The organism is Micromonospora globbae, assembly GCF_036184225.1.
In the GTDB taxonomy this organism is placed as follows: Bacteria; Actinomycetota; Actinomycetes; order Mycobacteriales; family Micromonosporaceae; genus Micromonospora; species Micromonospora globbae.
Genome location: NZ_CP108084.1, coordinates 5,406,766 through 5,430,610, shown reverse-complemented (window position 1 = coordinate 5,430,610; position 23,845 = coordinate 5,406,766). Strand labels below are relative to the sequence as shown.

Annotated in this window: 24 protein-coding genes; 14 read left to right on the top strand and 10 right to left on the bottom strand. The window is 74.1% G+C overall.

The genetic code is table 11. The features are described from left to right. The first annotated feature begins 89 nt into the window (after window positions 1–89). The 4 genes from OG994_RS24600 to OG994_RS24585 all read left to right on the top strand — a co-directional run bounded on the left by OG994_RS24600 (window position 90) and on the right by OG994_RS24585 (window position 2,532). A complete protein-coding gene (locus tag OG994_RS24600; protein ID WP_328851116.1) occupies window positions 90–740 on the top strand; it encodes a GAP family protein in 651 nt (216 codons plus the stop codon). A 105-nt stretch (window positions 741–845) separates the two neighbouring features. After that, complete coding sequence (locus OG994_RS24595) at window positions 846–1,625, top strand: SDR family oxidoreductase (protein ID WP_328851115.1); 780 nt, start codon at window positions 846–848, stop codon at window positions 1,623–1,625. A gap of 37 nt (window positions 1,626–1,662) precedes the next feature. Then, window positions 1,663–1,857 carry a hypothetical protein gene (locus OG994_RS24590; protein ID WP_120328289.1) on the top strand — a complete coding sequence of 65 codons (195 nt, stop codon included), beginning with the start codon at window positions 1,663–1,665 and terminating at the stop codon, window positions 1,855–1,857. Between the two features lie 126 nt (window positions 1,858–1,983). Next, a complete protein-coding gene (locus OG994_RS24585) occupies window positions 1,984–2,532 on the top strand; it encodes a YbaK/EbsC family protein (RefSeq protein WP_120328288.1) in 549 nt (182 codons plus the stop codon). A gap of 96 nt (window positions 2,533–2,628) precedes the next feature. On the opposite strand, the gene OG994_RS24580 is transcribed toward OG994_RS24585, so the two are convergent. From OG994_RS24580 to OG994_RS24555, 6 genes are all read right to left on the bottom strand, one after another. Beyond that, window positions 2,629–3,264, bottom strand: coding sequence for a DsbA family oxidoreductase (locus tag OG994_RS24580; protein WP_328851114.1), 636 nt, complete (start codon window positions 3,262–3,264; stop codon window positions 2,629–2,631). 20 nt (window positions 3,265–3,284) lie between these two features. Further along, entirely contained in the window at window positions 3,285–3,707 is a 423-nt protein-coding gene (locus tag OG994_RS24575; protein ID WP_120328286.1) for a SufE family protein, read from the bottom strand. Between the two features lie 68 nt (window positions 3,708–3,775). After that, window positions 3,776–4,201: a CBS domain-containing protein gene (locus OG994_RS24570; RefSeq protein WP_120328285.1), complete on the bottom strand. Its 426-nt coding sequence runs from the start codon at window positions 4,199–4,201 to the stop codon at window positions 3,776–3,778. Between the two features lie 58 nt (window positions 4,202–4,259). Continuing rightward, complete coding sequence (locus tag OG994_RS24565; RefSeq protein ID WP_328851113.1) at window positions 4,260–6,026, bottom strand: proline--tRNA ligase; 1,767 nt, start codon at window positions 6,024–6,026, stop codon at window positions 4,260–4,262. A gap of 163 nt (window positions 6,027–6,189) precedes the next feature. Continuing rightward, on the bottom strand, window positions 6,190–6,372 hold the full coding sequence (locus OG994_RS24560; protein WP_328851112.1) for a DUF397 domain-containing protein: 183 nt from the start codon (window positions 6,370–6,372) through the stop codon (window positions 6,190–6,192). Further along, window positions 6,363–7,166: a helix-turn-helix domain-containing protein gene (locus OG994_RS24555; protein ID WP_328851111.1), complete on the bottom strand. Its 804-nt coding sequence runs from the start codon at window positions 7,164–7,166 to the stop codon at window positions 6,363–6,365. Before OG994_RS24555 ends, OG994_RS24560 begins: the two co-directional genes overlap by 10 nt. Before the next feature lie 214 nt (window positions 7,167–7,380). Here OG994_RS24555 and OG994_RS24550 point away from each other — a divergent pair, with 214 nt between their 5' ends. The 4 genes from OG994_RS24550 (at window position 7,381) to OG994_RS24535 (ending at window position 9,863) form a co-directional block, all read left to right on the top strand. Continuing rightward, a complete protein-coding gene (locus tag OG994_RS24550) occupies window positions 7,381–7,569 on the top strand; it encodes a hypothetical protein (RefSeq protein WP_120328281.1) in 189 nt (62 codons plus the stop codon). After that, a complete protein-coding gene (locus OG994_RS24545) occupies window positions 7,566–7,925 on the top strand; it encodes a hypothetical protein (RefSeq protein WP_328851110.1) in 360 nt (119 codons plus the stop codon). Before OG994_RS24550 ends, OG994_RS24545 begins: the two co-directional genes overlap by 4 nt. A gap of 200 nt (window positions 7,926–8,125) precedes the next feature. Continuing rightward, window positions 8,126–8,893 carry an SGNH/GDSL hydrolase family protein gene (locus OG994_RS24540; protein WP_328851109.1) on the top strand — a complete coding sequence of 256 codons (768 nt, stop codon included), beginning with the start codon at window positions 8,126–8,128 and terminating at the stop codon, window positions 8,891–8,893. Between the two features lie 67 nt (window positions 8,894–8,960). Further along, on the top strand, window positions 8,961–9,863 hold the full coding sequence (locus tag OG994_RS24535; protein WP_120328278.1) for a sulfurtransferase: 903 nt from the start codon (window positions 8,961–8,963) through the stop codon (window positions 9,861–9,863). A gap of 138 nt (window positions 9,864–10,001) precedes the next feature. On the opposite strand, the gene OG994_RS24530 is transcribed toward OG994_RS24535, so the two are convergent. The 3 genes from OG994_RS24530 to OG994_RS24520 are packed head-to-tail and all read right to left on the bottom strand — an operon-like array spanning window position 10,002 to window position 13,082. Beyond that, entirely contained in the window at window positions 10,002–11,195 is a 1,194-nt protein-coding gene (locus OG994_RS24530; RefSeq protein ID WP_328851108.1) for a hypothetical protein, read from the bottom strand. After that, entirely contained in the window at window positions 11,192–11,722 is a 531-nt protein-coding gene (locus OG994_RS24525) for a SigE family RNA polymerase sigma factor (protein WP_120328276.1), read from the bottom strand. Before OG994_RS24525 ends, OG994_RS24530 begins: the two co-directional genes overlap by 4 nt. A gap of 31 nt (window positions 11,723–11,753) precedes the next feature. Then, window positions 11,754–13,082: an MFS transporter gene (locus OG994_RS24520; protein WP_328851107.1), complete on the bottom strand. Its 1,329-nt coding sequence runs from the start codon at window positions 13,080–13,082 to the stop codon at window positions 11,754–11,756. Between the two features lie 120 nt (window positions 13,083–13,202). On the opposite strand from OG994_RS24520, the gene OG994_RS24515 reads away from it, so the two are divergent. The 5 genes from OG994_RS24515 to OG994_RS24495 all read left to right on the top strand — a co-directional run bounded on the left by OG994_RS24515 (window position 13,203) and on the right by OG994_RS24495 (window position 21,282). Continuing rightward, the gene (locus OG994_RS24515; protein ID WP_120328274.1) at window positions 13,203–14,990 is read left to right on the top strand and encodes an HSP90 family protein; all 1,788 of its coding nucleotides are present in this window, start codon (window positions 13,203–13,205) and stop codon (window positions 14,988–14,990) included. 54 nt (window positions 14,991–15,044) lie between these two features. Continuing rightward, complete coding sequence (locus OG994_RS24510; RefSeq protein ID WP_407942617.1) at window positions 15,045–17,918, top strand: hypothetical protein; 2,874 nt, start codon at window positions 15,045–15,047, stop codon at window positions 17,916–17,918. A 163-nt stretch (window positions 17,919–18,081) separates the two neighbouring features. Then, window positions 18,082–18,687, top strand: a complete 606-nt coding sequence (locus tag OG994_RS24505; protein ID WP_120328383.1) for a TetR/AcrR family transcriptional regulator — start codon at window positions 18,082–18,084, stop codon at window positions 18,685–18,687. Between the two features lie 114 nt (window positions 18,688–18,801). After that, window positions 18,802–20,163, top strand: a complete 1,362-nt coding sequence (locus tag OG994_RS24500) for an acetyl-CoA carboxylase biotin carboxylase subunit (RefSeq protein WP_328851105.1) — start codon at window positions 18,802–18,804, stop codon at window positions 20,161–20,163. Window positions 20,164–20,370: 207 nt separating this feature from the next. After that, window positions 20,371–21,282, top strand: a complete 912-nt coding sequence (locus OG994_RS24495; RefSeq protein ID WP_328851104.1) for a hydroxymethylglutaryl-CoA lyase — start codon at window positions 20,371–20,373, stop codon at window positions 21,280–21,282. A 181-nt stretch (window positions 21,283–21,463) separates the two neighbouring features. Here OG994_RS24495 and OG994_RS24490 read toward each other — a convergent pair whose 3' ends face one another. Continuing rightward, window positions 21,464–22,036 carry a snapalysin family zinc-dependent metalloprotease gene (locus OG994_RS24490; RefSeq protein ID WP_328851103.1) on the bottom strand — a complete coding sequence of 191 codons (573 nt, stop codon included), beginning with the start codon at window positions 22,034–22,036 and terminating at the stop codon, window positions 21,464–21,466. A gap of 236 nt (window positions 22,037–22,272) precedes the next feature. Here OG994_RS24490 and OG994_RS24485 point away from each other — a divergent pair, with 236 nt between their 5' ends. Further along, window positions 22,273–23,805, top strand: coding sequence for an acyl-CoA carboxylase subunit beta (locus OG994_RS24485; RefSeq protein WP_328851102.1), 1,533 nt, complete (start codon window positions 22,273–22,275; stop codon window positions 23,803–23,805). Window positions 23,806–23,845: the final 40 nt, after the last annotated feature.

Below are 23,845 nucleotides of genomic sequence, written 5' to 3'. Positions count from 1 at the left end.
GATTTGTCGGCGACAACTTCATGATCACCGAGGTGGGCGGTCGGCGAACCGGCCCGGTACGGGGTGGCGGGCCGGGAGGATGGGCGGCGATGAGCTTCCTGACCATCCTGCCGCTGGCCGTGGTGATGGTCGCCGGGACGCAGTTCGTCGCGGCGGTGCTGCTGCCCTCGGCCGACCGTCCACGGGCCGCGCCGCTCGGGTACCTGGCCGGCGTGGGAGCGGTGGTCACCGCCGGGGTGACGGTCAGTTGGCTGGTCACCAGGGTGCTGCGCGGCTTCGCGGACCGGGCGGAGACCGACGTCGGCCGCCTGGAGAGCACCGCGCGGCGGATCGACTGGGCGGTGCTGGGACTGCTGGTCGTCCTCGCGCTGGTCGTCTACCTCCGGCGTCACGAGTCCGGCACGCCCCGGTGGATGAGCGCCCTCCGGCACGCCGGACCGGGGCGGGCGGCCCGGCTCGGCGTGGTGCTGGTCGCCACCTCGCCGACGGACGACCTCACGATGGCGGCGGTCGGTGCGAGCGTCGCCCGGCACGACCTGGCGTGGTGGCACCTGCTGCCGTTCATCGCCGTGACCCTCGGGCTGCTCGCCCTGCCGCTGGTCGCGCTGCTGCTGGCCGGCCGGCGGGCCATGGACACACTGCCCCGCATCCGCACCTGGTCCGACCGGCACGCCTGGGTCGTCAGCGAGGTCGTCATCGCGTTCTACGCGCTGGTGACCGTGCTCGACCTGCTGACCTGACCGGACCGGTCCGGGCCGCGGTGATCCGACGCACAGCCGGTCACGTCGCCACCGGCCGTGCCGTCCAGATCGTGGACAGCGGGCCGACGACACGAGGAGGACGAGATGAAGGTTCTGGTCACCGGGGCGACGGGACGTCTCGGTCGCGTGGTGGTGCCGCGGCTGCGGGAGGACGGGCACACCGTGCGGGCGACGAGCCGGCGTCCGCGTACCGACCCGGGCGTCGAGTGGGTGGCCGCCGACCTGGCGACCGGGGACGGGCTGGCCGACGCCGTGGACGGCGTCGACGGGATCCTGCACCTGGCGTCCGCGCCCAACCGCGGTACCCACGAGGTCGACGTGCTCGGCACACGCCGGCTCGTGGTCGCCGCCGGGCAGGCCGGGGTCCGGCACCTGGTGTACGTCTCGATCGTCGGCGTGGACCGGGTGCCCATCCCGTACTACCGGCACAAGCTCGCCGCCGAACAGGTGGTCGCGGCCGGGCCGGTGCCCTGGTCGGTGCTGCGGGCCACGCAGTTCCCGGAGTTCCTCGACGACCTTCTCCGGATGTCGAGCCGGTTCGGCCCGACCATCGGGGACCGCGCGATCCTCGCCCAGCCGGTCGACCCGGCGGAGGTCGCGGCGCGGCTCGTGGCCCGGCTCGCGGCCGGGCCGCTGCGGGGCATCGAGGAGTACGGCGGGCCGGAGGTGCTCCGCTTCGACGAGGCGGTACGCGCCTGGCGGGCCGCCCGGCACTCCCGGCGACCGCTGCTGCCCGTACGCCTGCCGGGGCGGCTCGGCCGTACGCTGCGCGACGGCGGGCTCGTCACCACGGCCCTGCCGAAGGGCACCCGCACCTGGGCCGACTACCTGGCCGACACGTACGGGGGAACCACCCGGAGATGAGAACGTGTCCCGTTCACGTTCGACCTAGCGTGACCGCATGTTCGCTGTCGTCACCACTGTGATCCTGTACTGCTTCGGTTTCGTCTTCCTCTACGGCGTGATCCGGCTCGCCGTCCGGCACGGCCTGGAGGACCTGGAGGTGCGCCGCGCCCAGGCCGCGCGGGCCGAGGAACTGGCGGTCCACCGGGACCGGACGTTCCTCAAGGAGAACGCCTTCCTCGCCGGGAGCTGAGCGGCCGGGAGCTGAGCGCCGGACGGCGGCGGGTGATCCTGCCGCCGTCCCGCGCGGCACGCGCTGGCCTCCGGCGGGGGAACGGGTGGGCGCGGCGGACGGGCGGGTGAAAGGATCGCATCCGTGATGGGGACGCTGAAGACCGAACCTGCCCGTACCCGCCCCGACCTGCTCGCCCCGCCGGTGGCCGCGGCGCTCGCCGAGTGGCCCGCCGACGCTCCGGTCGACGTGGACGACGTGCTCGTGGCGCCGATCGACGCCGACCTCGCCGACACCGCCGCCTTCTGCGCGGCGTACGAGGTGGGGCTGGACGTCTCGGCCAACTGCGTGGTGGTGGCCGGCAAGCGGGAGGGTGTGGTCCGCTACGCGGCCTGCGTCGTCCTCGCCACCACCCGGGCCGACGTGAACGGGGTGGCCCGGCGGGCGCTCGACGTGCGCAAGGCGAGCTTCGCGCCGATGGCGGACGCCGTGGAGCTGACCGGCATGGAGTACGGCGGGATCACGCCGATCGGCCTGCCGGCGCAGTGGCCGATCCTCGTGGACTCGCGGGTGGTCGCCACGCCGCACGTCATCATCGGCTCGGGCGTGCGCCACAGCAAGATCGCGCTGCCCGGCCCGGCCCTCGGGGCGCTGCCCGGCGCCCGGGTGGTCGAGGATCTGGCCCGCCCGGCCTGACCGTCCGGCCCGGACGCGGCGCACTCGTCGGCGTCGATGTGGTTGCACGTGAAACATCGCCGGTCGTGGTCGGCAGGCCGCCGACCGCGACCGGGATCAGCCGTTGGTCGACTCCAGCCGCTCGACCTCGGCTAGGGCGGCGAGCAGCGTCTGCGGCTCCTGGGCGCCGGTGACCGCGTACTTGCCGGCCAGCACGAAGGTCGGCACGCTGGTGACTCCGATGTCCCGGGCCTTGGCCAGCTCGGCGGCGAGTTCCTTCGTACCCTCGTCGGAGTCGAGGAACCGGCAGGCGTCGGCGGCGTCGAGCCCGACCTGCCCGGCGAGGGTGGCGAGCGCCTCCCGCGACCCCACGTCGATTCCGTCCACGAAGTGCGCCCGGTAGAGGGCCTCCACCATCTCGGCGGCGAGGCCGCGCTCGGTGGCGTACGCGACCAGCCGGTGGGCGTCGAAGGTGTTCGCCGCGACGGCCCGGTCGTAGTCGAGCCGGAGCCCGACGCCCGCGGCCACGTCGGTGACCCGGTCGACCATCTGCCGGGCGTTGGCCGTACCGCCGAACTTCGCGGCGAGCGACTCGACGACCGGCTGCGGCTCGGGCACCGGCGACGGGTCGAGCTGGAACGGCCGGTAGCGGACGGTCACGTCACCGTCGTACGACGCGAGGGCCTGCTCCAGGCGGTGCTTGCCGATGTAGCACCATGGGCACACCACGTCCGCGTAGATCTCGATCTCCATGACCGGTGGCAACTTCCCGCTCAGCCGAGTTGTTCCCGGACCTGGCGCTTGAGCCGGGCCAGGATCGCCGTGCCGCCGCGTACCCGCAGCGGGCTGATCGCCTGCGCCAGCCCCATCCGCTGGTAGAGGTCGTCCGGGACGGCGAGCACCTCGTCCGCGCTGGCGCCGGCCAGCCCCTCGGCGAGGATGCCGGCGAACGCCCGCGTGGTCGGCGCCTCGGGAGGGCAGTCGAAGGCGGTCTCCACCGTCTTCTCCGGCGTCACCCGGGCGCGCAGGAAGAACGCGGTCTGGCACTCCGGCACCTGCTCCATGCCCTCCCGCTCGCCCGGCGGGAGCGGGGGGATGACGTCGGCGTACTCGAGCAGCATCTCCAGCACCACGTCGCGGGGTGCGGCGGCGAACTCGTCGACGATCTCGGCCAACCTGGCCGGCATGGCAGACATGCGTTCGAGGCTACCCCCGTCGGGAGGCGGCCCCTCCTCTACCGGGAACGTCGAGGAGGGGCCGCTCCTCACACGGTCGGCGCCTGCTCGCTGATCTCGCTGAGGGCGGATCGTGGGTCGAGCTGCATGGCCAGGTCGCCGAGGGAGACGATCCCGACCAGCTTGCGGTCGTTGTCACAGACCAGCACCCGCCGGATCCCGCGTTCGCGCATCAGCGCCGCCGCCTCGGCGGCCGTCGCGTGCTGGTCGATCATCACGACCTCGCGGGTGATGATCGAGCCGATCGTGGTCGTGGCGGGGTTCACGCGTTCGGCCACCGCCCGCACCACGATGTCGCGGTCCGTGAGCATGCCCGCGAGGCTGGCGCCGTCGGTCACCACCACGTCGCCGATGTCGGCCTCCTTCATGACCGAGGCCGCCTCGTCCAGAGTGGTCTCCGCCGGCAGGTAGACGACCTGCCTGGTCATCACGTCGCTGACCCGGTATCCGGTCATGAGAGCCCCTCCACAAACGCGTTCGCCGATCCGGTTGCGGTACCCCGTCACGCCCCCGTTACACCAGGTGCCCGCGCGTCGCGCGCACCTCGTCGGCGAGTCGCTCGACCAGCCCGTCGAGGGGCACGTCGCTCCGTTCGCCGGTGGCCCGGTCGCGCAGCTCCACGTACCCCTCGGTGAGCCGGCGGCCGACCACGACGGCGCGCGGGACGCCGATCAGCTCGGCGTCGGTGAACTTCACCCCGGCGGAGACGCCGGCGCGGTCGTCGACGAGCACCCGCAGGCCCGCCGCGGCGAGGCGTCCGCCGAGGTCGAGCGCCGCCTCCACCTGCGGCCCCTTCCCGGCCGCCACGAGGTGTACGTCGAGGGGCGCGACCGACGCCGGCCAGACGAGTCCCCGGTCGTCGTGGTGCTGTTCGGCGATGGCCGCCACGAGCCGGGACACTCCGATGCCGTAGCAGCCCATGGTGGGCCGGACCGGTTTGCCCTCGGGGCCGAGCACGTCGACGGCGAACGCGTCGGTGAACCGGCGGCCGAGCTGGAAGATGTGCCCGATCTCGATGCCCCGCCGGATGGTCAGCTCGCCGGCCTCGCACGCCGGGCACCGGTCGCCGGGGCGCACCTCCGCGGCCTCGATCGCGCCGTCGGGGGTGAAGTCCCGGCCGCTGACCACGTTCGTGGCGTGCCGGCCCGGCTCGTTCGCCCCGGTCAACCAGGCCGAACCGGGCACCACGCGCGGGTCCACCAGGTAGCGGAGGCCGAGCTTGGCGAGGATCTGCGGGCCGATGTAGCCGCGGACCAGCTCCGGGTGCTCCGCCCAGTCCTCGAAGACGGTGACGGTGGCCGGGTGCAGCGCGGCCTCGACCCGCTTCAGGTCGACCTCCCGGTCGCCGGGCAGCCCGATCACGAGCAGCTCGGTCTCGTCCGCGCCGGGCCGGCGGACGGTCAGCAGGATGTTCTTCAGCGTGTCGGCGGCCGTCCAGTCGCTCCGGCCGGCGAGGCGGCGGGCGTTGGCCAGCTCCACGAGGCTCGCGATCGTGGGCGTCTCGGGAGTGTCGTGCACCTCGGCCGGCGGGTGCGCGTACGGGTCGCCGGCCGCCGGCGCGCGGGTGGTGACGGCCTCGGTGTTGGCCGCGTAGTCGCAGGCGGTGCAGCCCACGAACGTGTCCTCGCCGACCGGCGCGGCCGCCAGGAACTCCTCCGACGCCGAGCCGCCCATCGCACCGGACGTGGCCCGCACGATCGTGTAGTCCAGGCCGAGCCGGTCGAAGACCTTCGTGTAGGCGGCGCGGTGCCGGTCGTACGCGGCCTGGAGACCCGCCTCGTCCAGGTCGAACGAGTAGGCGTCCTTCATGAGGAACTCCCGCCCGCGCAGCAGGCCGGCGCGCGGCCGGGCCTCGTCCCGGAACTTGGTCTGGATCTGGAACAGCGTGACGGGGAAGTCCCGGTACGACGTGAAGACGTCCCCGACGAGCAGGGTCGCCAGCTCCTCGTGCGTGGGGGCGAGCAGGTGCTCGGCGCCCTTCCGGTCGGCGAGGGTGAAGATGTCGTCGCCGTACTCCGTCCACCGGCCGCTGGTCCGGTACGGCTCGGCCGGCAGCAGCGCCGGGAAGTGCACCTCCTGGTCGCCGATGGCCGTCATCTCGGCGCGGACCACCTCGGTGACCCGGTCCAGCACGAGCTTTCCCAGCGGCAGCCAGGCGTAGCCGCCCGGCGCGGCGCGGCGGACGTAGCCGGCGCGCAGCAGGAGCCGGTGGCTCGGCACCTCCGCGTCCGCCGGGTCCTCGCGCAGGGTCCGCAGCAGGAGGGTCGACATACGCAGCATTGCCGCAGCGTACGACCGGCGCCGCCGGCCCGGCGACGGGTTTCGCGAGCCCCAGCCCGCGTCGATCACGCGGTTGTGGTGCCGGACAGGGGCGACACCTGCGCTTGTCCTGCCCACCACGACCGCGTGATCGAGGGGATCAGGTCGGGCGCGGCGCGATCGGTCAGGGGCGCCGGGCGTGCGCGACGAAGGCGCGCCAGGCTCGCGGGGTGAAGGTGAGGACCGGACCGGTCGGGTCCTTGCTGTCCCGTACGCCGACGACCCCCGGCAGGTTGTCGGCCACCTCGACGCACTCGCCGTTGCCGCTGCGGGTGGACTTGCGCCAGACGGCGCCGGTCAGCTCCATGACGACACCACTTCCTTCATCAGCTCGACCGACTGCCGGTGGGGCAGCGCCTCGCTGCGGACGCTCTCCCACCTCGCGACCAGACTAGCCACGTCCTCATCCCTGTCGATCGTCGTGCCGCCGAGCTGGTTCTCCAGATGGGCGATCCAGCCGCCGTCCGCACCCCGGGCGAGGGTGAACGGGCCGGCGAGTCCCACGTGCGTGCTCACCTCGGCCGGGATGACGTGCACCCGGACGTGGGGGCGTTCGACGCACCGGATCAGGTGACCGACCTGCTGGGCCATGATGCCCCGGAAGCTCTCGTCGGCCCGGCGGAGCACGGCCTCCTCCACCACGGTGACGAGCTTGGGCGGTTGCGCGCGACCGAGGACGGCCTGCCGGTCCAACCGGACCGCCACCCGCCTCTCCACCTCGTCGTCGCTCAGCATGTCGTCGGCCCGGATCACCGCGCGGGCGTAGTTCTCCGTCTGGAGCAGACCGGGCACGAGCGTCGGGTGGTAGCACCAGAGCAGTTGGGCGTCGCGCTCGGCGTCCAGCCACGGTCGGAGCCAGCTCGGCTGCCCGTCGCGCTCGGCCATCCTGAGCAGCGACAGCAGAAGCCCGCCGGTGTTCAACACCTCGTCGGCACGCTTCAGGAAGAACCGGTCGAGCGGCCGCTGGCCCAGCTCGACGGCGGACACCTGGGAGCCGGAGAAGTGGACGAGCCTCCCGAACTCCTCCTGGCTCAGGCCGGCGTTCTGCCGTAGGCGCCGCAGTTGCGTCCGAATCAGCTCGGCGGTCGGCTCGCCCTCCACGCGTCCTCCACGATCTTCCCGGCGTCTCCACGGCACGTCCACGCGGTCGGGACGGTCCCCCCGACCCCGCCCCGGAGGGCGTCGATGCCTTCCGAGAGTAGTGGCGTCCTCACCAGACTGTCACGCGGTGGACCGCCTCCCGTCCGGTCCGCTTCCGGGGCCGCCCCGCACCTCCCCCCGTGCCGGGGCGGCCCCACACCCGAAGGAGGTCGAGATGCGCAACCCGCTCCGCTGGCTCCGGCGCCGCACCGCCGAGCCGCCACCACCGCCTGCCGCGCCGGAGAGCACCAACCTGCCGGGCTGGATGCGGGAGCCCACCCGCGTCATCCCCACGTCGCGCCCGGGCAGCCCGGGCCGGTTGACCCCGGCGCAGCAGTGGCGCGCCAACGGAGGGCGCTGGTGACCGGCGGCCGTGCCCGGACGGGACTCCCGGTGCCGCGCCTCGGTCCGTACGCCGACCGGCCGCGTCCCTATCCGCCGGGCCACCCGCCGCACGTGCCGATCCGACCGCTGTGGATGTGCCGGGCCTGCGGGCAGCCGTGGCCGTGTGCCGAGGCGCGGCTGCTGCTGCGGGTCGAGTACGACCAGAACCCCGTCGAGCTGGCCATCTACCTGTCCGGGCTCTACCACGAGGCGACGCACGACCTGTTCCGGCTCAACCCGCACGACGGTCCGACCCCGCGCGAGCTGTTCGAGCGGTTCGTGGCCTGGGGCCCGTACCGGAGGGGGATGGTCGAGCCGCCGGCGGTCGACCGGTGACGGTCCCGGCGCGTCGCACGGACCTCGTCCGGCTCCGCCGCCGCGGCGCGGTGGGACCTCTGCCACGTTCAGCCCGGCGGGCACCCCCGCCGCGGCCCGCGGTGGGACCTCTGCCACGTTCAGCCCGGCGGGCACCCCCGGCGCGGCCCGCGGTGCCAAACTGGTCGCCGCGGGCAACCAGGTGGAGTGAGGAGGCCGGGGTGCGCTGGCGCAGCTTCGTGGCGGTGGGCGACAGCTTCACCGAGGGCATGGACGACCCCTACCCGGACGGCACCTACCGGGGCTGGGCCGACCTGGTCGCGACCCGGCTCGCCGCCGAGGCCGGCCCGGACTTCCGCTACGCGAACCTCGCCATCCGCGGCCGGCTCTTCCCCAACATCGTGGCGAACCAGATCCCCGAGGCGCTCGCCATGAAGCCGGACCTGGTGAGCTTCGCGGCCGGCGGCAACGACGTGCTGCGCCGCACGTTCGACGGGGACGGGCTGGTCAGCCGCTTCGACGAGATCGTGGGACAGCTCCGGGCCAACGGCTCGGACGTACTGATCTTCCGGTTCGCGGACGTGATGGCCCGGCTCCCCGGGCAGCGGCTGGTCCGGCCCCGCGTCGAGCTGCTGAACCGGGCGGTCGGCGAGACCGCCGCGCGGCACGGCGCGATCCTCGTCGACCTGTACGCCGACGACACGTACCTGAACCCGCTGCTGTGGAGCACCGACCGGCTGCACCTCTCGCCGGCCGGGCACCGGCGGGTCGCCGCCCAGGTGCTCACCGCGCTCGGGGTCGGCTGCGACGAGGAGTGGCTCATGGTGCCCGCGCACCCGGAGCCCACGCCGTGGTTGGCCGCCCGTGCCGCCGACCTGCGGTGGGCCGGCCAGCACCTCGCACCCTGGATCAAGCGGCGGCTCACCGGCCGGTCGTCCGGCGACACCGTCACCGCCAAGCGCCCCTCGCTCAGCCCGATCTCCGACTGACGCACGGACTGCCTGCCCCGTCACGTTTGGGGGTCGGGGAAGGGCCGCCCGGCGTACCTTGGGGATCATGTCTGTGCCGAGCGATCCTGATCCCCGCCTCCAGGCGTACGCGGACCCGCAGCGCCTGGTCACCACCGACTGGCTGGCCGAGCACCTCGGCGACGAGGGCCTCGTCGTCGTCGAGTGCGACGAGGACGTGCTGCTGTACGACACCGGCCACATCCCGGGCGCCGTCAAGGTGGACTGGCACCTCGAACTCAACGACCAGGTGACCCGCGACTACCTGGACGCCAGGAGCTTCGCCGAGATGTGCGCCGCCAAGGGCATCGGCCGGGACGACACGGTCGTCTTCTACGGCGACAACTTCAACTGGTGGGCCGCGTACGCCCTCTGGGTCTTCTCCCTCTTCGGCCACCCCGACGTGCGGCTGCTCAATGGCGGCCGGCAGAAGTGGGTCGAGGAGGGACGCGAGCTGAGCCGCGAGAAGGTGAGCCGGCCGCGCGCCGAGTACCCGGTGCCGCAGCGGGACGACGCCCCGATCCGGGCCTTCCGCGAGCAGGTGATGGCGCACGTGGCGGCCGGCCGTCCGCTGGTCGACGTCCGCTCGCCCGGCGAGTACACCGGCGAGATGCTGCACATGCCCGACTACCCGCAGGAGGGCGCGCTGCGCGGCGGCCACATCCCGGGCGCGCTCAACAAGCCGTGGAAGTCGGCGGCGAACGACGACGGGACGTTCAAGTCCCCCGACGAGCTGCGGGCCATCTACGCCGACCAGCTCGGGCTGAGCCCGGACGACGACATCGTGGCGTACTGCCGCATCGGTGAGCGGTCCAGCCACACCTGGTTCGTGCTGCGGCACCTGCTCGGCTACCCGCAGGTGCGCAACTACGACGGCTCGTGGACCGAGTGGGGCAACCTGGTCCGCGCCCCCGTCGTGAAGGGCGACCAGCCCGGCGGCCTGAACCCCTGACGCCGGTGCGAGAAGGGGCCCCTTCCGGAGGGGCCCCTTTTCGACGTCCCGGACAGCTCACCCGCCGGCGAGCGCTCAGCCGGCGCGCTCACCCGGCGGTGAGCGCTCAGCCGGCGCGCTCAGCCCGGCGGTGAGCGCTCAGCCGGCGGCGAGCGAGACCAGGCCCTGGAGTTCGCGCAGGACGCCGGTGATCTCGCCGGTCTCCGGGTCCCAGCGCGCGAGGCCGGCGTCCGGGGCGAGCCGGAGCAGCACGGTGCCGCCGTCGCCCCAGCCCAGCACCTCGCAGCAGCCCTTCGTCCGATCTCGACCGAGGTCGAGGAGATGCGCCACGGCGCCGGTACGCGCGTCGAGCACGGCCACCCCCTCCGCGCCGTCGATCTCCCTGCTGGTGATCCACGCCGCCCGGGCCACCCGGTCACCGCGCAGCCAGCCCCGGCCGTAGAACTCGTTCACCCGGTACGACGCCGGCAGGTCGCCCTGGCCGACCCGCTGCTCGGTGCGGAGGGCGCCGTCCCCCGCCGACCGGCTGCGCAGCGTGAGACCGTCCCGCATCCCGCTCAGCTCGACGAGCGCCGCCCCCCGCCCGGCAGCCGGGTCCGGAGCGGACACGTCCCAGGCGGAGACGTCGATCCTCGCCGCCGCGCCCGAGGACCGGTCCACCGCGTACGTCCGGTCGTCGCCGCCGACCAGCACCCGGTCGCCGGCCCAGACCACCAGTTCGAGGTACCCGTCGAGCGGGACACGGCGTACGCCCGCGGTGGTCAGGTCGACCAGGACCAGCTCGCCGGTCTGCGCGAACGCGGCGGTCCGTCCGTCCGGGGAGAGCACACCGGGCTTGAGGGCGGGCGCCTCGTTGCCGCCCGCGTCCCGGGTGGGTTCGAGGTCCACCACGTCGAGCGAGCGGACCACGCCGTCGTCGCCCAGCACCCGGACCGGGCCGTCGGCCCGGTACTCGGCGTCGACCGGCTGGTAGAGCGCCAGCGCGCGCCGGACGGGTTCGCGCGAGAGCGGCGCGGTCGCCGGATCCGTGAGACGCGCCAGCGGGTCGGCCCGGAACGCCAGCGTGGCCGGCGGTCGCTGCACCGGCGGGGCGTGCGTGGGCGTGAGGTCGGTGACGCTCGGGTCGGCCACGATGGGCGGCGGTCCGACCGGGGGACGCAGGGCGAACACGGTGCCACCCCCGGCCAGCGCGACGGCGAGGGCCGCCGCGCCGACGGCCCGCCGGGTGTGCCGGACCCGCCGCGCCCGCTCCCAGGCGGTCCCCGCCGGGTGGCTCGGGCGTACGTCCTCGGCGGCGACCGTGAGCAGCCGCCGCAGCTCCTCTTCCCTCACTGCGTCACCTCCATCCCGCTGGCCAGCCCGTCGTCGCGGCCCAGCTCGGGGGCCAGTTCGCGGAGCCGGCGCAGCGCGGCGTGGCACTGGCTCTTCACGGTGCCGACGCTCACGCCGAGCACCTCGGCGGTGGCCGCCTCGGTCAGGTCCTCGTAGTACCGCAGCACCACGACCGCGCGTTGCCGCGGCGGCAGCCGGACCAGGGCCTCGCGCAACGCGAGCCGGAGCGCGTCGTCCCGGTCGGCGCCGGCCTGGTCCGGCGTCCGGGCGCTCAGCCACTCGCGGCGGCGCCGTCGCCACCACGAGACCGCGTCCCGATAGAGGATCGAGCGCACGTACGCGGCCGGGTCGCCCTCGCGCACGCTGGGCCAGCGCAGCGCGAGCTTGAGCAGCGCGTCCTGGAGGAGGTCCTCGGCCTGGTGCCGGTTGCCGCAGACCAGGTACGCGGCACGCAGCAGCCGGTGCTGGTGGCTCTCGACGAAGCTGACGTAGCCGTCCCGCCCGTCGTCTCCGGCCGCCCGTGCCATGGCGCCTCCCTCCGGCGGGTCGTCGCGCTCATCACTCAGACGCACGGGGGGCGGAAAAGGTTGGGGCGGGCAGCGGATCGGATTCCGGCTCCGGCCGGGCCCCGCGGAGCACCCGCCACGCCGCGACGGTGACCACCGCGAACGTGCCAGCGGCCGCCCCGGCCACGGGCACCGTCCCGTACGCCCCCGCGACCAGACCGGCGACCGCCGCCCCGATCGGTGCGGTGAGCAGCCCCACCATCCGCTGGGCGGCACCCACCCGCCCGAGCAGTGTCGCGGGCACCCGCTGCTGCCCGTACGCGGCCCACAGACTGTTCCACACCGACGTGCCGGCGGCGAAGACCGCCAGGGCGAGCCCGGCCGGCACAGCGTGTCGGGCCAGCGCGAACCCGGCCAGCGCGACGGTCTGCGCGGCGAGCACCGCGCGCAGCACGGGCAGCGTGCCGAACCGGGAGGCGAGGCGGCCGGCCACGAGCGCCCCGGCCAGACCGCCGACGATCGCCGTGGCCATGAAGAGGCCGTACCCGGCCGGAGGCACCCGCAGCACCTCCAGCGCGTGGAGCACGACGATCGCCATGAGCCCGCTGATCGCGAGGTTGCTCGCCGCGCTCAACAGGGTGACCCGCCACAGCGTGCGGTCCCCCCGCAACCACCGCACCCCAACCCAGAGCACCCCCGCGCCCGTCTCCCTCCCCGTCTCCCTCCCCGCGATCTTGCAGTTGTGGCCCTTGGTTCGTGGCTTTTCGTGGGGTTTGTCGGGGCGGAAAGTGCAAGATCGCGGGGACGGGGTGGGCGGGGTGAGGGCGAGCACCAGCGTGGCCGCGAGCGCGAACGTCACCGCGTCGAGGGCGAACGGGAGGGCGGGGGCCGCCGCGAACGCCGCACCGGCGACGGGCGCGCCGACGAGACCCCCGGCCACCGCCGTACCGGCCTGGAGCCGGCCGTTGGCCCGGGGCAGGGCGTCCGGCGGCACCACCGACGGCAGCAGCGCGAAGGAGGCGGCGTCGAAGAGGGTGCCGAGGGTGGCGAGCAGGAAGGCGACCAGCAGCAGCATCCCGAGGCCGGCCCGGTCCACGGCGACCGCCACGGCGAGCGCGGCCACCACGGCGGCGCGTACGCCGTCGACGAGCGCCATCGTCCGCCGGCGGTCCCAGCGGTCGGCGTACACGCCGCCGAGCAGGCCGAAGAGCAGCGGCGGCACCTGCGCGGCCACGGTGACCGCCGCGATCAGTCGGGGATCGCGGGTCAGGGTCGCGGCCAGCAGGGCCAGAGCGGGCGTACGCAGCGCGTCCCCGAAACGGGAGGAGACGGCGGCGGACCAGAGCAGGTGGTAGTCGCGGCCGAGCCGGGATGCGGGCATGGCGGTGACCCTGGAGGGTCGACCCGCTCGAGGGTCAAGCCGACGGGTGAACGGGGGACGCGCGGCGTCGGTGACGGTCGGTACGGTGAGCGCCGGCATCGGACCGGGGAGCACACAGGCGTGGACCACACCTTCCAGGTCGACCTTCGTGGCGTCGTCGACCTGCTCAGTCATCATCTCTACGGCAGCCCGCGGGTGTACGTCCGCGAGCTCCTGCAGAACGCGGTGGACGCGATCACCGCGCGCCGGGCGACCGACCCGGACGCACCGGCGCTGATCCGCATCGAACCGCCGGAGCTGACCGGCGACGGGACACTGCGGATCCACGACACAGGCATCGGCCTCACCGAGGCGCAGGTGCACGAGCTGCTGGCCACCATCGGCCGCAGCTCCAAGCGGGACGAGCTGGGCTTCTCCCGGCACGAGTTCCTCGGCCAGTTCGGCATCGGCCTGCTCTCCTGCTTCCTGGTCGCCGACGAGATCCGCGTACTCACCCGGCACGGCGACCAGCCGACCGTCCGCTGGACCGGCCACTCCGACGGCCGCTACACGGTCGAGCCCGCTCCGGCCGGGGCCGGGCGCAGCGAACCGGGCACCACGGTCACGCTGGTCCCGCGCCGGGACGCCGACCAGTGGTTCACCACGGCCACCGTCACCGACCTGGCGCGGCTGTTCGGCTCGCTGCTGCCGGTCACGGTGCGCGTCGGCGACGTGGTGACCACCGCCGGGCCACCGCCGTGGCCCACCACCGCGGGCGCGCCGGTCGACCGTCCGGGATTGATCCGGTACGCGCGGGAGACGCTCGGCTTCGACCCGTTCGACGTGCTGCCGCTGTCCGTGCCGGAGGCGGGGCTCACCGGCGTCGCGTTCATCCTTCCCGAGCCGGTGAACCCGGCGGCGCGGGCCGGCCACCGCGTCTACCTCAAGCGGATGCTGCTCACCGAGCACGCCGACGGCCTGCTGCCGGACTGGGCGTTCTTCGCGCACTGCGTGGTCGACGCCAGCGAGCTGCGGCCGACGGCGAGCCGCGAGGCGCTCTACGAGGACACGCTGCTCACGGCGACCCGGGAGGCGCTCGGCGAGCAGGTCCGCGGCTGGCTGGTCCGGTTGGCCCGGCACGACCCGCGCCGGCTCGCCGAGTTCCTCCAGGTGCACCACCTCGGCGTGAAGGCGTTGGCGCTGCACGACGACGAGATGCTCCGTTTGGTCGACGAGTGGTGGCCGATGGACACCAACGTCGGCACGCTCACGCTGGCCGAGTTCCGGCAGCGGCACGGCCTGATCCGGTACGCGGCCAGCCTCGACGAGTTCCGCCAGCTCGCCGCGGTCGCCGCCGCGCAGGACCTCGCCGTGGTCAACGGCGGCTACACGTACGACACCGAGCTGATCGAGCGGCTGCCCACGGTGGACCGGTCGGTGCTCATCGAGCGGCTGGAACCCAGCGACCTGACCACCCGCTTCGACAGCCTCGACCCGCAGGTCGAGCTGGCACTGCGGCCGTTCCTCGCGGCCGCGCAGAAGGCGCTGGAGCGGACCGGGTGCGAGGTGGTGATCCGGGCGTACGACCCGGTCTCCCTGCCCGCGCTCTACCTGGTGAGCCGCTCGGCGGCCTTCAACGACCAGCTCGCGGCCAGCCGGGACCGGGCCGACGAGCTGTGGGCCGGCGTGCTCGACGCGATCGCGGCGTCGGCCCCGCCGGACCGTCCGCAACTGGTGCTCAACCACCGCAACCCGCTGCTGCGCCGGGTCACCACGCTCACCGACCCGGAGCTGGTCGGGCTCGCCGTCGAGGCGCTGTACGGGCAGGCGCTGCTGCTCGGGCACCATCCGATCCGCGCGGCCGACGCCGCGCTGCTGAACAGTTCGTTCCTCGGCCTGCTCGGCCGGGCCGTACCGGGACGGGAGTGATTCGTGGGCACGACCGACGAGGACCTGTGGCGGGTGCTCCGCGAGGTCAGCAACATGCCGTACGGAGCGGGGCAGATCGCCGCGCTGGAGCAACTGCTCCGGCGGGTCGACGCCGCCGAGGACCGGGAGCTGGCCTTCGTGACCCGGATGCAGGGCACCACCGCGTACACCTACGGCGGTGAGCCGGCCAAGTCCTTCGTGACGTTCTCCTGGTGCGTCGCGGAGTTCGACCGCGATCCGCAGCCCTACCACGCCCGGTACGCGCGGCAGCTGCTCTGGCACTTCAAGTACATGGTCAACGGCCTGCTGAAGTTCCCGGAGGTGCCGCTGGACCGCACGTACGCGGTGCTCGACGACATGGAACGCCGCTACCGGGCCGGCGGGCACAGCCTCCAGGCGGTCCACAAGCACCGGTTCCGGGTGGCCGAGCACGTCGGGGACGCCGAGGCGGCCGACCACTGGTACCGGCTCTGGCAGACCACCCCGCGTGACGACCTCTCCGACTGCGCGGGCTGCGACCCGACGACCGAGGTGCAGTACCTCGCCGACACGGGCCGGTACGCCGAGGCGGCGGCCCTCGCCGAGCCGGTCCTCGCCGGCCGGCTCACCTGCACCGAGCAGCCGCAGGCCATCCTCACCGCGCTGCTCGTGCCGTACCTGCGCACGGGCCGGCACGACGACGCGCGCAACGCGCACCGGGAGGCGTACCGGCGGCTGCGCGGCAACCTCTCCGACCTGTGGGACATCGGCGACCACATCGAGTTCTGCACGCTGACCGGCAACGAGGCGCGGGCGCTGGAGCTGGTCGAGCGGCACCTGGACTGGCTCGACCGGGCGCCCTCGCCGGCGGCCGCCATGCACTTCGCGGCGGCCGCCGCGGCGGCGCTGCGCCAGGTGGACGGGGAGTTGCCCGTGCACCGGCGGGCCGCCGGCGACCGGCCGGCCGCCGACGTGCCGGCGGGACGGCTCGCCGACGAGCTGGCCGGGACGGCCACGGAGCTGGCGGCCCGGTTCGACGCCCGCAACGGCACCACCCGCCAGTCGGAGCTGGTCGCCGCCCGCCTCGCGGTGCGGCCGAGCGGCGAGCACCTGCCGCTCTCGGCGAGCCTGCGCCGCCGCCCGCCCCGCCCGCGCGCCACGGCGGACGGCGACGCCGTCGCGGTCGCCCCGGCCGGCGCGGTCGCGGACGGCCCGTCTCCCGGGACGCCTCCGGCGGGCCGGTACGCGGGCGGGTCAGCCCCGGGTGGCGCCGGTGTGGAGGTGCCGGACGACGCCGGCGCGGACGAGCTGCTGGACCTCGCCGAGGCGTGCTGGCACCGGCACGACCTCGCCGGATTCCGGTCCGCGCTCGCCGCGTACGACGGGCGGTTCGGCGCCACCGAGCAGGCCCCGGCCGCGGTGGCGCGGCGGCTGGAGCTGCGCGCGGCCGAGCTGAGCGACGCCGAGGAGTTCCCGGCGGCGATCGAGACGGCGCGGACGGCGGTGGCCGCCTACCGGGAGCTGGGCGACGAGGTCCGCGCCCAGGTGGTCGCCAGCCGGCTCGGGGTGCTGCTCACCATGACGGAGGAGGGCACCCACGAGGGGCTGGCCCTGGTCGAGGCGGCCGCCGAGGCGCTCGACCGGCTCGGGGACGAGCGGTTGCGGGCCGCCGCCCACGACCGGGTGGCGCTGGCGCTCATGCACGGCGAGCGCTGGGCGGAGGCGCTGGACGCGCTGGACCGGGTGCCGGCGGCCGGCGACCCGTACCTGGAACTCCGGATCGCGCTGCACCGCACCCACGTCCTCGAGGAGCTGGAACGCGCGGAGGAGTTCCGGGCCGCGGCCGAGCAGGCCCGCCGGCAGGCTCGCGAGCTGGGCGTCGGTGAGCTGCTCATGAGCGCCAGCCTGGCGTACGCCCGGGCGGTGGACGACCCGGCGGAGGCGGTGGCCGCCTGCGACGAGGCGCTGCGGGTGACGCCGCCGAAGGGGCTGATCCCGGCCCGGGTCACCCGTGCCCGAGCGCTCATGGCTGCCGGGCGTGCCGACGAGGCCGTGGACGACTTCGCCGAGGCGGTCACCCTCTGCGTGGAGCGGGGCGCCGAGGGCGACGCCCTGCTGCGCTGGGAACTGGCGAACGCCTACCGGGTCGCCGGCCGGCTGAGCGAGGCGGCGGAGGTCGCCGAGGAGGCGGTCATCGGGCTCGACAAGCTCGGCGCGCAGGTCCAGGCGGACCGCTGCCGGTACCTGCTCGCCGGCATCTACCAGGGGCTCGGCGAGATCGACCCGGCGCTGGCCCTGCTGGACCAGCTCGCGGAGAACCTCGACGGCCCGGACAACCTGCCGCACCGCGCGCACATGCTGGAGGAGGCGGGCGGGCTGCTCTACGACGCCGACCGGGACGCCCTCGCCGCCCAGCGGTTCGCGGCGGCGGCCGGCGCGTACGAGCTGGCCGGGCTGACCCTGGACGAGCTGCGCACCCGCCGCCGCGAGGCGTACGCCTGGATGTGGGCCGGGGACGGACCCGCCGCGCTGCGGACCGTGGAGGTGATGGACCGCCTCGCGGCGGCGGTCGGCGGGGACGGGGAGCCGGAACCCCCGGTGACGTACGAGCGGGCCCTGGCCGCCGAGGCGGCGGCCCGCGTGCTGGCCGGCGACGGCCGGGAGGCCGAGGCGCTGGACCGGCTGGCCGGTGTGCCCGAGCGGCTCCGGTCGATCGAGGCGTTCGGCGAGGCCGCCCAGGTGGAGATCTTCACGGGGGAGCTGCTGCTGCGGCTCGACCGGCCGGTCGACGCGGAGCGGGTGCTGCGGGACGTGCTCGGTGGGCTTCCCGCCGGTTCCCGCCCGTTGCAGCAGGCCGCCTGGCTGCTGGCGCGGGCGCTGGACGAACTCGGCCGCGCCGACGAGGCCGCCGCCCTGCGGGCGGAGCACGACCTCGACCACGACCACTGACGTGGAGCCGGGCCGGCCGCGCGCCGGCCGGCCCGGCCCGGACAGCGGCACCGGGCCCGCGTGCCCGAGCCCGTCCGCCGGTCGGCCCGCGCCGTTCGGGTGTGATCAATCGGCCGTCAACCGCCCCTCCACCTCGGCCGGCGTGCGGGTCTACGCTTGCCCGGTGACGGTGGAGCAGCAGGCACGAGGCACGGCGGGTGGTGCGGCGGGTCGCCGACGTTCACGCAAGGACGAGATCCTGGAGGTCGCGGTCGGCCTCTTCGCCGCCCGGGGCTACCACGGCGTCTCGATGGACGACATCGGCGCGGCGGCCGGGGTGACCGGCCCGGCGCTCTACCACCACTTCGCCGGCAAGGAGGCGATGCTGGCCGCCGCGCTCATCCCCGTGAGCGAGGGGCTGCTCGCCGGTGGCCGGGAACGCGCCGCCGCGCACCCCGCCGACCCGCGCGCCGCGCTGGAGTCGCTCATCGACTTCCACGTCGACTTCGCGCTGGCGAACCCGGCGGTGATCGCGCTGCACCTGCACGAACTGGACCGCCTCCCCGACGAGCCGCGCCGCCGGATCCGCCGGCTCCAGCGGCTCTACGTGGAGGAGTGGGTGAGCGTGCTCACCGCCCTGCACCCCGGCATGCCCGACGGCGAGGCCCGGGTGCTGGCGCACGCCGCCTTCGGCCTCATGAACTCCACCCCGTTCCTCGGCGGCGAGGTGGACCGCCGCCGCCGGGCCGAGCTGCTCCGGGGCGCGACCCTGGCCGCCCTCCTGGCCTGATCCGACCCGGGACTCGTCGGTCCCGTGCCTCCGGTCGGGGGCCCGGGACTCGTGCGAAGGCGGCCGGCATGGTTCCCTGAGATCCGTCCCAAATCCTGGACGCTGGGAGGAAACATGATCGAGTCGCTGCTGATCGCCAACCGGGGGGAGATCGCCCGCCGGATCATCCGTACCGCGAAGCGGCTCGGCATCCGCGCGATCGCGGTGCACTCGGAGGTCGACGCCGACCTGCCCTTCGTCACCGAGGCCGACGAGGCGGTCTGCGTCGGCCCGGCGAACCCCGCACAGAGCTACCGCAACGTCGAGGCGATCCTCGCCGCCGCCAAGTCCACCGGCGCGCAGGCGATCCACCCGGGCTACGGCTTCCTGTCGGAGAACGCCGAGTTCGCCCGTACCGTCGAGTCGAGCGGCCTGATCTGGGTCGGGCCCGGCGCCGACGCGATCGCCGCGATGGGCGACAAGATCAATGCCCGGAACCTCATGGCGGCGGCCGGCGTCCCGGTCGCGCCGGGCACCACCGAGCCGGCGGCCGACCTGGACGCGGCGGTCGCCGCGGCGGCCGAGATCGGCTACCCGGTGATGGTGAAGGCCGCCGCCGGCGGTGGCGGCATGGGCATGGGCGTGGCCACCGACGAGGCCGCGCTGCGCACCGAGTACGACAAGGTGCGGTCGTTCGCCGAGCGGATGTTCGGCGACGGCTCGGTGCTGATCGAGCGCTACTTCCCGCGGGTGCGGCACGTCGAGGTGCAGATCCTGGGCCTGGCCGACGGGCGCGTGGTGGCGCTCGGGGAGCGGGAGTGCTCGGTGCAGCGGCGCAACCAGAAGCTCGTCGAGGAGTCCCCGTCCCCGGCGGTCTCCCCGGAGCTGCGGGAACGGCTCCTGGCCGCCGGTGTGCGGGCCGGGGAGGCGGTGGGCTACCGCAACGCGGGCACCGTGGAGTGCCTGTTGGTCCCCCGTGAGCCGGACGCGAAGGGCGACGCCGCCGAGGAGTTCTTCTTCCTGGAGATGAACACCCGGCTCCAGGTCGAGCACCCCGTCACCGAACTGGTCTACGGACTGGACCTGGTCGAGGAGCAGCTGCGGGTGGCCTCCGGGCTCGCCCCGACGTTCGACCCGGACGCGCTCACCCCGCGGGGACACGCCATCGAGCTGCGGATCAACGCCGAGGACCCGAAGCGCTTCCTGCCCGGCCCGGGGGCGGTCACCACGTGGACCGAGCCGGTCGGCGAGGGCGTACGCGTCGACTCGGGGTACGTCGCCGGCAACACGGTCACCCCGTTCTACGACAGCCTCATGGCGAAGCTGATCGTCGACGGCAGGGACCGCGCGGAGGCGCTGGAGCGGGCCCGGGCGGCGGTCGCCGCGTTCGAGATCGCCGGCCCGAAGTGCAACCTGCCGTTCTTCGCCGAGCTGCTGGAGAACCCGGAGTTCCTTTCCGGCGACTACGACACGGCCATCGTGTCCCGCATGCGCTGACCCCCCGACCCGTCCCCCGTCCCCCGTCCCCCGTCCGCCCCCCCGCGCGCCGCCCCCCATTCGCCCCGGTGATCATGAAGTTATTGCCGCGACACGCCGACGCGGCGCGCAATAACTTCATGATCAAGGAGGTGGGGCGGGGGCGGCGGACGGGGTGACATGCTGGAGGACACGACCCAGCACTGCGTCACAGTGAGGTGACCCCTTATGACGAGCCTTCCGAACTCCGTGTCGATCCGGGAGGTCGGGCCCCGCGACGGGTTGCAGAACGAGGACCCGATCCCGACCGACGCCAAGGTGCGTCTGCTCGACGCGCTCTCCCGCACCGGCGTGAAGCGCATCGAGGCGGTGTCCTTCGTGCACCCGAAGGCGATCCCGCAGATGGCCGACGCGGACGAGGTGTGGCGGCAGGCCAGCCAGGTCGACGGGGTGCGCTACTCGGCGCTGGTGCCGAACACCCGCGGCGCGCAGCGGGCCCTGGCCGCCGGTTTCACCGAGATCGAGGTGGTCGTGTCGGCCAGCGACACGCACAACCGGCGTAACGTCAACCGCTCGACCGACGAGTCGCTCGACGACATCGCCGAGCTCGTCGACCTGCTGCACGGCGCGGGCGCACGGGTCGAGGTGATCGTGGCGACCAGCTTCGGCTGCCCGTACGAGGGGGACATCGACCCGCAGCGGGTGGCCGGCATCGTGGACCGGGTCGTCCGCGACGGCGCCGACCGGGTCGCGTTCGGTGACACCACCGGCATGGGCACTCCGCGCCGGGTCCGCGAGCTGTTGACGGCCGTACGCGACCGCAACGCGCACATCCCGGTGCTGCTGCACTTCCACAACACCCGTGGCACCGCCCTGGCGAACCTGCTCACCGCGCTGGAGCTGGGGGTGACGGAGTTCGACGCCAGCGTGGGCGGCCTGGGCGGCTGCCCGTACGCGCCGGGGGCGAGCGGCAACCTCGCCACCGAGGAGGCGGTGCACATGCTGCACGACATGGGCATCGACACCGGCATCGACCTGGACGCCCTGATCGAGGTCGCCGAGCTGGCCGAGCGCCTGGTCGGGCGGCAGCTCCCGTCCGGGGTGCTCCGCGCCGGCCCGCGCACCCGCCTGGCCCGTTAGGACCGGCCCATCCGCGCACCCGCCTGGCCCGTCAGGGCGGGCCCTCGCTCTCCGTGGAGCGGTGATGCAGGGGCCCTGGTGACACCGCGACGGAAGGGTCGGCACCGGTCCCCGGAGGGGCCGGCACCGGCCCGACGGGAGGGGCCGGCGTCGGCCGGCCCCTCCCAGTGCGGGATGCGGGTCAGCCGACCGTCGCGGGTGCGGCCGGCCAGCTGTCGCGGAAGACCGCGCCTCCGGTGTCGCCGCTGGTGCGCTCGGCGCTGCGGGTGCCGGCGAAGAGGTTGCTGACCCGGTTCGCCTCGGTCGTGCTCGGGTACGGGTTCGTGCAGCTGGTGCCGGCGCTGCCGCCGGACATGAGGATCGCGCAGTTGCCGTTGTAGTTGTCGGGCAGGCCGAGGATGTGCCCGATCTCGTGGGTCATGATGCGCAGCGGGCTGTACTGCTGGGCCTGCTGGGTGTCGATGTAGACGCGGCCGTTGCCGAGGCTCGTGCGGACGGCGTACGACCCGCCGCCGGTGATCTGGTAGATCCGGAGGTTCGAGCCGCAGTTCGGCGACAGCGTCAGGTTCGTGGTGGCGTTGTTCCAGATCGTGGCCGCCTGGTTGGCGATGCTCGCGAAGCTCGGCGCCTGGCTGGTGTTGTAGCAGATGGTCATGGCGGCGGCCGCGGGCGAGGGGTTGGCGACCGTGACGCCGAGGGTGGCGCCCGCCGTCGCGACGAACGCGACCGCGGCCCGGCTGATCCGTGAGTTCATGGCTCACTCCCATCGGAGAGGTTCGGGGTGCCAGGAGCCTAGCCACAGAAATAGGCACACATCAATATCTGACGAGAGATCGGCCGAGAGATCGGCCGGGAGACCCGGCGAGAGGTTGCCCGGGAGATCGGCGAGAGGTCGCCCGGGAGATCGCCGGGAGATCGGCCGGGTGGCCCGACGTCGCACCGATGCGATAACCTAACGATCGTTCAGGTCGGTACGGTGAGGGAGTCGGCGTGACGCTCGACGGTGAGGCACTGGAGCAGCTGCGCAAGCGGGCCAAGGCCGGCGGGGCGGACAAGTACCACGCGGCCAACGCGGCCAAGGGCAAGCTCTTCGCGCGCGAGCGGGTTGCGCTCCTCGTCGACGAGGGGAGCTTCGTCGAGGACGGGCTCTACGCCAACGCGATGGCCGAGGGGCTTCCCGCTGACGGCGTGGTCACCGGCACCGCCACCATCGACGGCCGGCCCGTCTGCCTCATGGCGAACGACTCCACCGTCAAGGCCGGAAGCTGGGGCGCCCGCACCGTCGAGAAGATCATCCGGATCATCGAGCGGGCGTACACGACCGGCGTGCCGATGGTCTACCTCGTCGACTCGGCGGGCGCCCGCATCACCGACCAGGTCGACCTCTTCCCGGGCCGGCGCGGCGCCGGGAAGATCTTCTGGAACCAGGTCCGCGCCTCCGGCTCCATCCCGCAGGTCTGCGCGCTCTTCGGCCCGAGCGCGGCCGGCGGGGCGTACATCCCGGCGTTCTGCGACGTGGTGGCCATGGTCGACGGCAACGCGAGCATGTACCTGGGCTCCGACCGGATGGTCGAGATGGTCACCGGCGAGAAGACCACGCTGGAGGCGATGGGCGGGGCCAAGGTTCACTGCGCCGAGTCCGGCGTCGGGCACTTCCTCTGCAAGAGCGAGGCCGAGGCGCTCGACGTGGTGAAGCGCTACCTGTCGTACCTGCCCTCGAACTGGACGCAGACGCCGCCGGCCGCGCCGGCCGTCGAAGCGCCGGAGAAGGCCGACCTGGCCGCGCTCGTGCCGGCCAGCGAGCGGCAGGCGTTCGACATGCGGCGGTACGTGAAGGGCCTCCTCGACGAGGGCTCCTTCTTCGAGATCCAGGCCCTGTGGGCCAAGGAGCTGACCATCGGCTTCGGCCGGCTGAACGGCGAGGTCGTCGGCGTGGTCGGCAACAACTCGATGTTCAAGGGCGGTGTGCTCTTCGTCGACTCGGCCGACAAGGCGACCCGCTTCGTCCAGCTCTGCGACGCCTTCAACGTGCCGCTGCTCTTCCTGTCCGACGTCCCGGGCTTCATGGTCGGCACGGCCGTGGAGAAGCAGGGGATCATCCGCCACGGCGCCAAGATGATCACTGCGATCTCGGAGGCGACCGTACCGAAGATCTGCGTGGTGGTCCGTAAGGCGTACGGCGCGGGCCTCTACGCGATGGCCGGCCCGGGCTTCGAGCCGGACGCCACCATCGCGCTGCCCACCGCCAAGATCGCCGTGATGGGCGCCGAGGCGGCGGTCAACGCCGTCTACGCCAACAAGATCGCCGCGATCGAGGACGAGGCCGAGCGCGCCGCCTTCGTGGCCGCCAGGCGCGAGGAGTACGAGCGCGACATCGACATCGTCCGGCTCGCCAGCGAGCTGGTGGTGGACGCGATCGTCGAGCCGCACGAGCTGCGGCCCGAGCTGATCCGCCGGTTCGCCGCGGCTCGCGGCAAGGACCGCCACTTCTCCCGGCGCCGGCACGGCGTCACCCCGGTCTGACCGACCGACCCGCGTCCCGCGCCGGCGTCACGAGCGCCCG

What these genes read in the sequence shown, in the direction of transcription:
- OG994_RS24600 (WP_328851116.1), top strand. Translation starts at nt 90, where the DNA reads ATGAGCTTCCTGACCATCCTGCCGCTGGCCGTGGTGATGGTCGCCGGG.
- OG994_RS24595 (WP_328851115.1), top strand. Translation starts at nt 846, where the DNA reads ATGAAGGTTCTGGTCACCGGGGCGACGGGACGTCTCGGTCGCGTGGTG.
- OG994_RS24590 (WP_120328289.1), top strand. Translation starts at nt 1,663, where the DNA reads ATGTTCGCTGTCGTCACCACTGTGATCCTGTACTGCTTCGGTTTCGTC.
- OG994_RS24585 (WP_120328288.1), top strand. Translation starts at nt 1,984, where the DNA reads ATGGGGACGCTGAAGACCGAACCTGCCCGTACCCGCCCCGACCTGCTC.
- OG994_RS24580 (WP_328851114.1), bottom strand. Translation starts at nt 3,264, where the DNA reads ATGGAGATCGAGATCTACGCGGACGTGGTGTGCCCATGGTGCTACATC.
- OG994_RS24575 (WP_120328286.1), bottom strand. Translation starts at nt 3,707, where the DNA reads ATGTCTGCCATGCCGGCCAGGTTGGCCGAGATCGTCGACGAGTTCGCC.
- OG994_RS24570 (WP_120328285.1), bottom strand. Translation starts at nt 4,201, where the DNA reads ATGACCGGATACCGGGTCAGCGACGTGATGACCAGGCAGGTCGTCTAC.
- OG994_RS24565 (WP_328851113.1), bottom strand. Translation starts at nt 6,026, where the DNA reads ATGCTGCGTATGTCGACCCTCCTGCTGCGGACCCTGCGCGAGGACCCG.
- OG994_RS24560 (WP_328851112.1), bottom strand. Translation starts at nt 6,372, where the DNA reads ATGGAGCTGACCGGCGCCGTCTGGCGCAAGTCCACCCGCAGCGGCAAC.
- OG994_RS24550 (WP_120328281.1), top strand. Translation starts at nt 7,381, where the DNA reads ATGCGCAACCCGCTCCGCTGGCTCCGGCGCCGCACCGCCGAGCCGCCA.
- OG994_RS24535 (WP_120328278.1), top strand. Translation starts at nt 8,961, where the DNA reads ATGTCTGTGCCGAGCGATCCTGATCCCCGCCTCCAGGCGTACGCGGAC.
- OG994_RS24525 (WP_120328276.1), bottom strand. Translation starts at nt 11,722, where the DNA reads ATGGCACGGGCGGCCGGAGACGACGGGCGGGACGGCTACGTCAGCTTC.
- OG994_RS24520 (WP_328851107.1), bottom strand. Translation starts at nt 13,082, where the DNA reads ATGCCCGCATCCCGGCTCGGCCGCGACTACCACCTGCTCTGGTCCGCC.
- OG994_RS24510 (WP_407942617.1), top strand. Translation starts at nt 15,045, where the DNA reads ATGCCGTACGGAGCGGGGCAGATCGCCGCGCTGGAGCAACTGCTCCGG.
- OG994_RS24500 (WP_328851105.1), top strand. Translation starts at nt 18,802, where the DNA reads ATGATCGAGTCGCTGCTGATCGCCAACCGGGGGGAGATCGCCCGCCGG.
- OG994_RS24495 (WP_328851104.1), top strand. Translation starts at nt 20,371, where the DNA reads ATGACGAGCCTTCCGAACTCCGTGTCGATCCGGGAGGTCGGGCCCCGC.
- OG994_RS24490 (WP_328851103.1), bottom strand. Translation starts at nt 22,036, where the DNA reads ATGAACTCACGGATCAGCCGGGCCGCGGTCGCGTTCGTCGCGACGGCG.